We start from the raw sequence: 2668 nt of genomic DNA on the forward strand, positions 1-2668 counted from the left end.
ATAGGATAGTAGATAAAGTCGCCTAATCTTTTGTCTCTTCGGTCAGGCAGACCTGTGGTTCGTTTGATTAGGGACAGCGGGTGTTGCAGTTGTTTTGTTTTTGCTTGCGGTCAAAGATTACTTTTGCCTTCATTCGATTCTTTACATAACCTCTCATTGTATATTCCTTTCTGTCGCCTGACTCGTTTGATTGGTACTAACACCTTTATTATAGCCATAAAATACCATATTTCCAATTTTACTCAAAATTTGATTATATCGCTCCTCGGTTAAACAGACTGGATGTGTTGGTTGATTGGGACCGACGCTTTTTATTATATCATAAAATACCTTATTTCCAATTTCCCACAAAATTTGATTATATCGCTCCTCGGTTAAACAGGCTAATGACTCGTTTGAGTTTGATTGGTGCTGACAGCCTTTATTATACCCATAAAATTTAATCTTAAGTAATCAAACTCGACTATAATCAGTGAAAGAAAATTATCTTTTCAGATGTCTTCACTGCGGACAAAGATAAAGTTTTTTATTATAAAAGATTACGCTATGCAGTTTTCCTAAACCCTTGATATTAATATTTCCATTTGTGTATTGATTTTAGCCGCAATGTAAGTTATAATTTATATATATGTCAGTTGGTCATCGCGAAGTATATAACATTATGAAATTCATTAAATTTATACTTCTTTTAATTACTGCTTTGGGCGCAAATTTTGGATGTTCAGTTTATGGTCAGTCCCGACTTAAAATTTATCAGATTGATGTTAATACTGGTGATGCGGCATTAATTGTCTCTCCGACCAACAAATATGTCCTTATCGATGCCGGTGATGACCGCCATAATTATGGCGATACAGTTTTAAGATTTCTGCGAAACCTTGGGATAACTCATTTAGACCATATAATCGCCAGCCATTATCATCAAGACCATATTGGTGGTATTCCAAGAGTAATTTATGGTTTAAGTGGCGCCAACACCAACGATTCAATTTTAGGTTGGTGTTATGACCGTGGCGACACATATACCACTCCAGCATTTATTAATTATAAAAATGCGATTGGCACTAAACGGCGAACCATTGGGTTAGGCGAAACGCTAAATTTAGGTGGTGGCGCTTTTATGTTCTGTGTTGCCAAAAATGGCAAGATTATGAACGGTGATAGTGTGCTGCCTAATACGGAAGAAAATTACCGCTCTTTGGTTTGGGTTATAAAATATGGTCGCTTTCGATTTTATACTGGTGGCGATTTGGTAGGTTATAATGTCTCCGGTGAACGAGATGTTGAAACTAAAGTCGCGCCGGTTATTGGAAAAGTTGATGTGATAAAAGTAAATCATCATGGTAGCCGAAATAGTTCCAATCCTACTTTTTTAGATTCCCTGCGTCCAAAAGCCGCAATTATCTCACAGGGTGTCCATCCGGTTAACAATAATCATCCCCATCAAGAAGCACTGGACCGTTTAGCAACTCGGAATATTTATATCTATCAGATGAATACTAATCCTACGGGTGGCACAATTCCAACCGGACATGGTCGAATTCTTAATACGACGGCAACGATTATTGTTAATCGGGCATCTTATACGATAAATGGTGACGAATATTTATTATCCGGGGTTCTGCGCGATGGGGCTTGTTTATCAATTCTCTCGCCACCAGATACAATATTAGAACAATCCATCATCACACCTAAAGCCCTAATAAAAAATTGGGGCAATGAGACCGAAGCCTTTCGAATTAGATTTAGAATTACTCCTGCTTACAATCGAACACAAAACATTTATGATTTAGCACCTAATGATACAATGACGGTTATTTTTGACACTGCTTGGTATGCAATCCGAGGTGTATATCAAGTTGTCTGTTCAACTGAAGTGTTTGGTGACACAAATCAAACTAATGATAAGCAGACTAAATCATTGGTCGTTGCTTTTTATGATAGTGAGATAACGGATATATTAAATCCGATAACAAATAATGCCTACTTTCTCAGCGAAACAATAACACCGACCGTAATTGTTAAAGATAATTCCGAATATGCTTATCCGTCATCAGTAAAAGTCTATTGTTTTATAAGAAACGATACCGCGATCTATTCTGATTCAATGGAAATATTGTCTTTTCCTGGAAGGTCAGATACAATCACCTTTACTCCTTTAATTTTACAAGGATTATCTGCAGGTGTTTATGTTTGTTCCGTGGCGGTTGTAAGAGATGTGGATTTAGTTTCAGCCAATAATATCCGTTCATTCCAATTTACTGTGCTTAATCCGAGCGGAATAAGTGAGAAACCAAACTCTGTGCTCAATCCCAATCAGAGATTCAAATTAACCATCTCTAAACTCTTTGATGTCTCGGGTCGATTGATTCAATCACAAGTTTTTTCAACCTCGGCGGATAAGACCAATACTATCGAATATTGGTCTAAAATTATTCCTCAGGGCATCTATTTTTTACATATTACGAAGATACCTGATGATAATCAACAACCAACAAAATTAATGCGAAAACTCATCATTTTGAGTAAAAAGTAAGACTGAAGATATGAAGATGCGAATAAAATCTGAAGTAATAGTTTTGTTATTAACCGTATTTAAGATATGAATATACGAGTAAAATCTGAAGTAATGGTTTATTATTAACCGTATTTAAGATATGAATATACG

General features: G+C 36.2%; 2 protein-coding genes. One reads left to right on the plus strand and one right to left on the minus strand.

Going from position 1 to position 2668, the window contains the following annotated elements; all coding sequences use genetic code 11:
- Positions 1-153: 153 nt before the first annotated feature.
- Positions 154-351, minus strand: a complete 198-nt coding sequence (locus tag N2201_07395; GenBank protein ID MCX7786023.1) for a hypothetical protein — start codon at positions 349-351, stop codon at positions 154-156.
- A 277-nt stretch (positions 352-628) separates the two neighbouring features.
- Here N2201_07395 and N2201_07400 point away from each other — a divergent pair, with 277 nt between their 5' ends.
- The gene (locus tag N2201_07400) at positions 629-2536 is read left to right on the plus strand and encodes an MBL fold metallo-hydrolase (GenBank protein ID MCX7786024.1); all 1908 of its coding nucleotides are present in this window, start codon (positions 629-631) and stop codon (positions 2534-2536) included.
- Positions 2537-2668 lie beyond the last annotated feature (132 nt).

This window comes from candidate division WOR-3 bacterium (assembly GCA_026418155.1).
Taxonomy (GTDB): domain Bacteria; phylum Hydrothermota; class Tepidihabitantia; order Tepidihabitantales; family CAIPLT01; genus JAOABV01.